Here is a 7060-nt window from a genome sequence, read left to right as displayed (position 1 = left end):
CGGAACCTTCGAAGACCGCACGGAAGAGTCGGGCCTCACCGGGCAACTAGGCGGGCTGAATCTCGTGTGTGCCGACTACGACGGCGACGGCCGCCGGGACATCCTGGTGCTTCGCGGCGGCTGGTTCGGCACCTGGGGCCGGCATCCGAATTCGCTGCTGCGAAATCTGGGCGACGGCCGGTTCCGTGATGTCACAAAGGACGCCGGACTGGCTGCGGACGACTACCCCTGCCAGAACGCGAGCTTTGCCGACTACGATCTGGACGGGGATCTCGATCTCTTTCTCGGGAACGAGCAGCCCCCTCCGGAGGCCCGTGTGGACTATCCGTGCCAGCTATTCCGTAATGACGGGGACGGTACCTTCACGGATGTGTCGAAAGCGGCTGGCGTGGAGAATCTCCGACTGGCGAAGGGGGCGGCGTGGGGAGACATCGACGGAGACCGCGACCCCGACCTCTATGTCTCCAACCAGTTCGACAAGAACCGGATGTATCGGAACAACGGAGACGGCACTTTCACGGACATCGCGGAGGAGATGGGTCTGGACGAACCGCACTTCAGCTTTCCCGTCTGGTTCTGGGACTACGACAATGACGGTGCGCTGGATCTCTTCGTGGCCGGATACGGTGGGGACATCAACACGGTCGCAAGGAGCTATATGTTTCCCTCCGACGAGTTCGGTCTGAACGCGCTCTTCCATAACGAGGGAGGCGTGTTTCGAAATCGCGCGAAGGAGGCGGGGCTTCACCGTCACTCGCTCACGATGGGCGCGAACTTCGGCGATCTCGACAACGACGGGTTCCCGGACTTTTATCTGGGTACGGGAACGCCGGACTTCGACGCCGTGATGCCGAATGTTCTCTACCGAAACGACTGCGACGGCACATTCACGGATGTCACCTTCTCGGCAGGCATGGGCAGTCTCCAGAAAGGGCACGGGATTGCGTTCGGAGACATCGACAACGACGGCGATCAGGACATCTACCTGCAAAGCGGCGGGATGTATGCGTTCGATCCGTTCTTCAACAGCCTCTTCGAAAACCCGGGGCACGGGAACGGGTGGATCACCATCTCTCTGCGCGGCGTGCAGTCGAACCGGGACGGGTTCGGGTCGCGCATTCGCGTCACGGTGGAAGAGGGAGGACGGACCCGCGACATCTACCAGTGGGTCTGGCCGTCGGGGAGTTTCGGCGCGTCGAGCATTCGTTCGGAGATCGGACTGGGTGCGGCGGATCGGATTGCGGCGGTGGAAGTCTACTGGCCCGCGTCAGACTTGACGCAGCGGTTCACGGATGTTCGCGCGGGGCGGTTCTATCTCGTCACGGAGTTTGAAGATCGGATGGATCGGCAGAAACTCTAGCGTGCAGGCGCGGGACACGCCTTCTCCGCGGGGAGGACCACTGGCAGTGCGCCGGGGTGGACCGAGACCGAGAGCCGCTTGCGGGACATCCCGCGGATCTCGCCGTCCGCATGGAGCGGGAAGCCGTCCGGAGAGGTGATCTCGACTTGTCGCGCCCGGAGCATTCGGACTCCGTTCGCGCCCATGTGCTTTCCCGTCAGCGCGCGCGGGAGCATTCGGAGAACGCCGGAACGCCCCATCGCGCGGACCAGACAGACATCGAGAAGCCCGTCGGCCGGGTCTGCATCCGGTGTGAGAAGGAAGCCGCCGCCGACACGATGCCCGTTCCCGATGGAGACGAGGAGCATTCGTTCCTCCACGCGTTCCCCGTCGATCCGGACATCCAGTCTGGGGCAGTGCAGGTGGGTCAGCGCGCGGATGAGTCCGACCAGATAGACGGCGAACCCACGAATGCGTCGGATGCGCCGGCTTTCCGCGGTCACCTGCGCCTCGAATCCCAGGCCGAGGCTGTTGACGAACCACCCATCGTCAAACCGGCCGAGGTCGAAAGAGGCGTGGCGTCCGTGAACGAGAACATCCAGCGCGGCGGCGGGGTCTGCGGGAATGCCCATCGCCTGGGCAAGATCGTTGCCGGTGCCCGCGGGGATCAGTCCGAACCGCGCGCCGGTTCCGGCGATCCCATTCACCACTTCGTGAGCGGTGCCGTCTCCTCCGACGGCGACCACGATCCGCCCGTCCTGGGCGGCACCCCGGGCAAGATGAACGGCTTCTTCCGGGGCGTTCGTGCGGAGAACCTCTGCATCCATGCCGCGCGCCTTCAAGAGACCCGGCAGCGTCTCCGCGAGAGCACCACAGGCACCCCGCCCCGCGGCGGGGTTGACCACGAAGGCGACGCTCATCCCGGAATCAGCGCGAGAGTCCGTCAGGAGCCCGCGACTTCCCGCGCGATCTTCTCGACCTGTGCGCGAGCGTCTTCCGCAGGCGTCTGGGGCCTCGGGCCGGGAGAGGCCGATGCGGCCTTCTGGTCCGGGGCGGTATTGCAGCGGCCCTGGAAGGTGACGCCTTCCTCGATCACGAGCCGTGCCGTGACCATTTCACCTTCAAGGCGCGACCCGCTTCGGAGGGAGATTTTCTCCGAGGCGTTCAGGTTTCCGCAAACAGTGCCCGTGATGAGCGCGTTCTTGGCATGAACATCCGCTTCCACAAGGCCGTTCTTCCCGACGACGAGGTCCTCCGACACACGGAGTTCCCCCTTGAACTTGCCGTCCACCCGGAGGTTTCCGGTAACATCCAGCGAGCCTTCAAAGAAAGAGCGTTCACCGATGGCCGAGGACGATTTCACGCTCTCGGGAGCGCTCTCGGGCGCAGGCTTCTTGCCGATCATGGTGCCTCCCGGGTAGCGGGAATAGGGTGAGGCGCCACTCTATCGGCCGGTCCCGCCAGTGTCAAGGAAGCGACCCGGGGAAGCGCGTTTCCGCGCCGCCCCGGAAGCCGCCGGGAGTGTCGGATCAGCCGCCGATCCGCATCTCCAGATAGTGCATGTACTGGCCGTCGGCGCCGGGGTGTGTGCCGAGTTCGCGCCCGGCAAAGGCGTAGTCGAGGGAGAAGATGAACGCATGCACTCCGATCCCGGCGGTGGGGTACCCCTGATGCACGCCGCCCCGGAAGGACACGAACGGAATCTTCAACTCAGCACCCAGATCGAGACGGTTGCCGGGCGCGACCTCCGTGCGCATCGCGTCGCGGAAGTCGGCGGCCAGCACGATATCCCGCACAATGCCGAGGCTCCCGCGCAGGGGTCGATAGGCCAACCCGAAGTCCAGCGATGCGCCGATCGCCTCGCCACCGACGACGCCGACAGCATCCCGCAAGACCGCCGCGGCGGACACGCGCGATCTCGGCTGATTCCACAAGAGGCCGAAGTCCATGCCGAACCCATTCGCGGAAGACTCCAGCTCGGAAGCGATCTCGGCCGCGTCGAAGTCCGCGAGTTCGGTGGCGCGAAGGGCGCGGCTGGAGTTTCGTCGCCAGATGCCCTTGGCGGTGGCGCCCGCCGTGAACCCGTGCCACTTCCCGGGAAGCGCCGCGCCCACCACGGCGACGAGGTCGTCCGAGACTTCCGCATACACGCGGGGCTCGTATACGCCCCGGTCGATCCGCACGCTCACGCTGCCGGTCGTGAAGACCCCCGCGCCGAACCCGCGCATCGTGACATCGGTGTAGGCGTTCGCGTCCACGGACACCCACCGGTCGTCATAGGGCGCGAGCGATTCGTGAAACTCGTTGTCGACGGGCGTGTCTCCGGAGAGGCGATCGCTGTTGTTCCGGATGAAATCCGCCAGCGACAGAAACTCGGCGTCCACGCCGCCCAAGAACCCAAGTCCGCTGATGCCGAGCCCACCGATGCGGGACAGTCCCGCGGGATTCGTGTAGAGCGCGTTTCGGTCGTCGCATACAGCCAGGAACGCATTCCCCATGCCGAGCGGACGAATGCCGTCGAGGCGCGGGTTGTCGAGCGCGCGCGCCGGACTCAGCGCGGCGCACGCCAGGCACACGCCCAGGAGTCCTGCCGCCATTGCCTGTTTCCGGGTCATGCGCCACCTCCCGTGCATCCGATGATCCGCGAGTCCTCGTCCACCACGCCGTCGCCGTCGTCGTCCAGTCCGTTCAGGCACTCCTCGTCGATGAGGCCGTCGCCGTCGTTGTCGCCTTCGCCAGAGTTCCCGGGAACGCCGGTGTTGATGTAGTACGCGGACAGGTCCCCGCCCAGGTCATCGATCAGTCCGTCCAGGTCCTCCACATCAACGCCGGTCCCGTCGAGGATGTCCGTCAGCAGGTCGCCGCCGTCCTCGAGAAGGGCGTCCACATCGTCGATCATGGAGTTCAGATCCTCCGGCGGGAGATTCTCCAGACCGTCCAGCGAGAAGTCCCCGTCGTCACCGGCCAGCGCGAAGTCCTCGATCGGGATGTCGAACGCGTCGATGAAGCCGTCCGCATTCGTGTCGCGAAGGCGCAGGATCCCCCGCAGCGTAAACGCGACCGCAAGGTCCACGCCGACATCCCCGGCTCCCATGGTTCCGTCCGTGGTCATCCCGTCGTGGATGGGTCCGAGGTCGTCGAGCACGACGCGGTTCACGCGGTAAACGGCGTCCGCGAAATCGGTCGAGGACTCGAAGACAGACACCGCGCCGTCTCCCGACGCGGAAGTCGAGTCGGTCAGCGTCGTCACGAGTTCGAAGATGTCGACTCCCGCGTTGAGCACCGCCGCCTTGGCGTGGTAGTAGCGCGCGTCAGAATGTTCGGGCCGCTGGTCCATCGCCGCCGCGAACTCCGCCTCGGCCATGGGGTAGTCGGCGTCCCGCAGTGCCTGCCGCCCGCTGGCCATGTGGGAGTCGAAGTCCTCCGGATCCACTGTCCATTCGAGGACATTGGTGCAGCCGCCGAGAATCAGCGTGCCGAACACCAGGAGAAAGCCACTCACCCTCCCGCCGGTTCTCTTGGTCATGGAAAGCTCCTTCCGATGATGGGTCGTCGCACGGTTGCCCCTCACCCGGACGGGGTCCGGCACCTGCTTCAGGAATCGGCAGGGGGCGGGAGAAGCCTCCAGACAAGATGTTGAACAGAATGGGTGTTCAGGAAGTGGACGCGCCCGGGCGGGCGTGTACCCAATCCTCCCCAACACAACGCTTGTCTTGGGCGGCATTTGCGGGGATTGTGGGCGGGAGACAGCCGTTGTGCCGTAACCCACCTATCTGGGAGGTGTCCGGAATGCTGCTGATCGGTATGCCGGGGGGGCAGGAACTCCTCATTGTCGGGATTATCGTTCTGGTTCTGTTCGGGGGGACGCGGATTCCCACGCTCATGAAGGGGATGGGGCAGGGCATTCGCCTGTTTCGGAAAGAACTGAAGGAGCCGGAGTCTGCGGAGAAGAACGCTCAGGAAACCACGGATCATACTCCCGACGACAGCTAGTCCGCTTCCCGCCGGACAAGAAGATCGGTTCTATTCGAACTCGATCCCGTGCCGGGGGAGGATCGTTCCACGCGCCAGCTGAAGCTGCGCCCAGGCGATCTGAAGATCCGCCAGCGCGATCACTTCGCGCCTCCGCGCCAGCGTCAGCTCCTGCTCGAACTGCAGCACATCCCGGAAGGAGCTGTGCCCGAGCTTCAGCCGGTTGTGTCCGCCTTCCAGCTGCTGCTCCGCCAGGATGACCCCGGTTGCGCTCGCCTCCACGCGCTGCCCGGCGGCCCGCACGGCGCGCTCTCCATTTCGCACGGACAGAAGAATGTCGCGCTCCAGTCCCTCCAGCGATCTCTTCTCGGCGGCAAGAAACGCCTCCGCACGCTCGATCACCGCGTTCCCGGTCTTGTTCGGGAAGGGATAGTCGAACTCCACTCCGACGAACCAGCCGGTGCCGTTTTCCAGCGTGACATCGTTCGCCGCCCCTTCTTCCACCGTGACCGCCCGATCCAGCCCGTTTCCGATCCCGGTGTGGTTGATCTCGGCGATGGCGTCCACCTGGGCCGCCGCCTCACCGTGGGCTACTTCGAGCGCCTTCTCCCGTGCGCGAATCCGGTGTCGAACCTCCGCGTGGTCGGAGCGCCATTGGAGAATCTCCTGCAGCGCGGGTGCGGTGACATGGCTGCCCAGGTCCGTTCGGGGAGCATCCGCCAGCGTGATGTCGGGAGTCACCGATGACATCCCGCCGATGAGCCCGGCCAGCCGGAGGAGCTGGTCGCCCGTATCCCCGACATCCTTCCCCGCGAGGATGACCGCATCGATCCGCGTCGCCACGCCGTTCTCGGCCACCAGCACATCCATCCTGCTGATCTCGCCCTCTTCCATCTGGCGGTGGGCGATGCCCAGGAGTTCTTCGGCGGCCTCCAGAGCCAGCCGCGCGACGGTCTCCTGCTCCTGCGCAGCGAAGTGCGCCCAGTAGGCCGCCTCCACGCGGTAGGTCAGTTCCTCCGCCAGGTACCGGTAGCGGGACACGGCCGCCTTGGAGAGACTCTCGGACGACTCCATGATCGAACGGTTCGCGCCCCACCCGGCCCCCTTCATCAGCGGCTGCCGGACGCCGAAGCTCAGGATTCGGCGGTAGAGGTTGTCGTTCACATAGTCGTAGGTGTAGACGGGGTTGCCCTCCACATCGAGGGTTCCCGTTTCCCTTTGCTCGAATCGCAGGAAGGACGCCTTCTGAAGGTCGTGCTTGATCTCGACCGTCGTTCCGTACTCGAACTTCTTCCGGGCGCCGACCATGAGGAGCGACCGCCCGACGAAGAACGCACCCTCTCCCAATCCGACCGTGCCGAATGCATGGTAGTCGTACTGGCCATCCGCGACTCCCACCTCCGCGTCCGTGGCGACCGCATTCATCCACGCCGCCCCGAGGGACGGTTCATTTGCGATGGCCTGCACGATGGCGTCACGGAGCGTCAGAGACATCCTCTGCGGAGCCGCCTGCGCGTGCTGGCCCCCCGCTCCCCGGTCGGCCTCACCGGGAGCCTGAACGATGCGAATGGATGGCCCGGAACCGCCCGGAGTCTTGTCGGCGGAACGCAAGACGGACGGCGTGCTGCCGCGAAACGGTGAGTAGGGTTCCAGCGCCTGCGCGGGAGTTGCGCCCCCGATTGCCCATGCCGCAAGCATCAGAGCGCCTGCGACCCATGCGGACCCCTGAGTGCGTGTGCGGTCGGTCAT

At 65.4% G+C, this 7060-nt stretch carries 7 protein-coding genes; 2 read left to right on the top strand and 5 right to left on the bottom strand.

Features of this window, described 5'->3' with window-relative positions:
- A partial coding sequence (locus QF819_07835; GenBank protein MDP6803069.1) for a CRTAC1 family protein occupies window positions 1-1360 on the top strand: 1360 nt, incomplete at its 5' end.
- On the opposite strand, the gene QF819_07830 is transcribed toward QF819_07835, so the two are convergent.
- The 4 genes from QF819_07830 to QF819_07815 all read right to left on the bottom strand — a co-directional run bounded on the left by QF819_07830 (window position 1357) and on the right by QF819_07815 (window position 4865).
- Complete coding sequence (locus QF819_07830) at window positions 1357-2259, bottom strand: diacylglycerol kinase family lipid kinase (GenBank protein MDP6803068.1); 903 nt, start codon at window positions 2257-2259, stop codon at window positions 1357-1359. The genes QF819_07835 and QF819_07830 overlap by 4 nt on opposite strands.
- Window positions 2260-2282: 23 nt before the next feature.
- The gene (locus QF819_07825) at window positions 2283-2744 is read right to left on the bottom strand and encodes a polymer-forming cytoskeletal protein (protein ID MDP6803067.1); all 462 of its coding nucleotides are present in this window, start codon (window positions 2742-2744) and stop codon (window positions 2283-2285) included.
- A 124-nt stretch (window positions 2745-2868) separates the two neighbouring features.
- Complete coding sequence (locus tag QF819_07820; protein MDP6803066.1) at window positions 2869-3954, bottom strand: hypothetical protein; 1086 nt, start codon at window positions 3952-3954, stop codon at window positions 2869-2871.
- Window positions 3951-4865 carry a hypothetical protein gene (locus QF819_07815; protein ID MDP6803065.1) on the bottom strand — a complete coding sequence of 305 codons (915 nt, stop codon included), beginning with the start codon at window positions 4863-4865 and terminating at the stop codon, window positions 3951-3953. Before QF819_07815 ends, QF819_07820 begins: the two co-directional genes overlap by 4 nt.
- 263 nt (window positions 4866-5128) lie before the next feature.
- Between QF819_07815 and QF819_07810 the strand changes: the two genes are divergently transcribed.
- A complete protein-coding gene (locus QF819_07810; GenBank protein ID MDP6803064.1) occupies window positions 5129-5332 on the top strand; it encodes a twin-arginine translocase TatA/TatE family subunit in 204 nt (67 codons plus the stop codon).
- A 30-nt stretch (window positions 5333-5362) separates the two neighbouring features.
- Here the strand turns inward: QF819_07810 and QF819_07805 are convergent, their stop codons facing one another.
- A complete protein-coding gene (locus QF819_07805; GenBank protein MDP6803063.1) occupies window positions 5363-7060 on the bottom strand; it encodes a TolC family protein in 1698 nt (565 codons plus the stop codon).

This window comes from Gemmatimonadota bacterium, from assembly GCA_030747075.1.
Classification (GTDB): domain Bacteria; phylum ARS69; class ARS69; order ARS69; family ARS69; genus ARS69.
Note: the sequence above shows the minus strand (reverse complement) of the source record. Positions and strands in the feature narration are given on the sequence as shown.

Coding starts and splice junctions, on each gene's coding strand:
- QF819_07830 (MDP6803068.1), bottom strand. CDS start 2,259: ATGAGCGTCGCCTTCGTGGTCAACCCCGCCGCGGGGCGGGGTGCCTGT.
- QF819_07825 (MDP6803067.1), bottom strand. CDS start 2,744: ATGATCGGCAAGAAGCCTGCGCCCGAGAGCGCTCCCGAGAGCGTGAAA.
- QF819_07820 (MDP6803066.1), bottom strand. CDS start 3,954: ATGACCCGGAAACAGGCAATGGCGGCAGGACTCCTGGGCGTGTGCCTG.
- QF819_07815 (MDP6803065.1), bottom strand. CDS start 4,865: ATGACCAAGAGAACCGGCGGGAGGGTGAGTGGCTTTCTCCTGGTGTTC.
- QF819_07810 (MDP6803064.1), top strand. CDS start 5,129: ATGCTGCTGATCGGTATGCCGGGGGGGCAGGAACTCCTCATTGTCGGG.
- QF819_07805 (MDP6803063.1), bottom strand. CDS start 7,060: ATGACCGACCGCACACGCACTCAGGGGTCCGCATGGGTCGCAGGCGCT.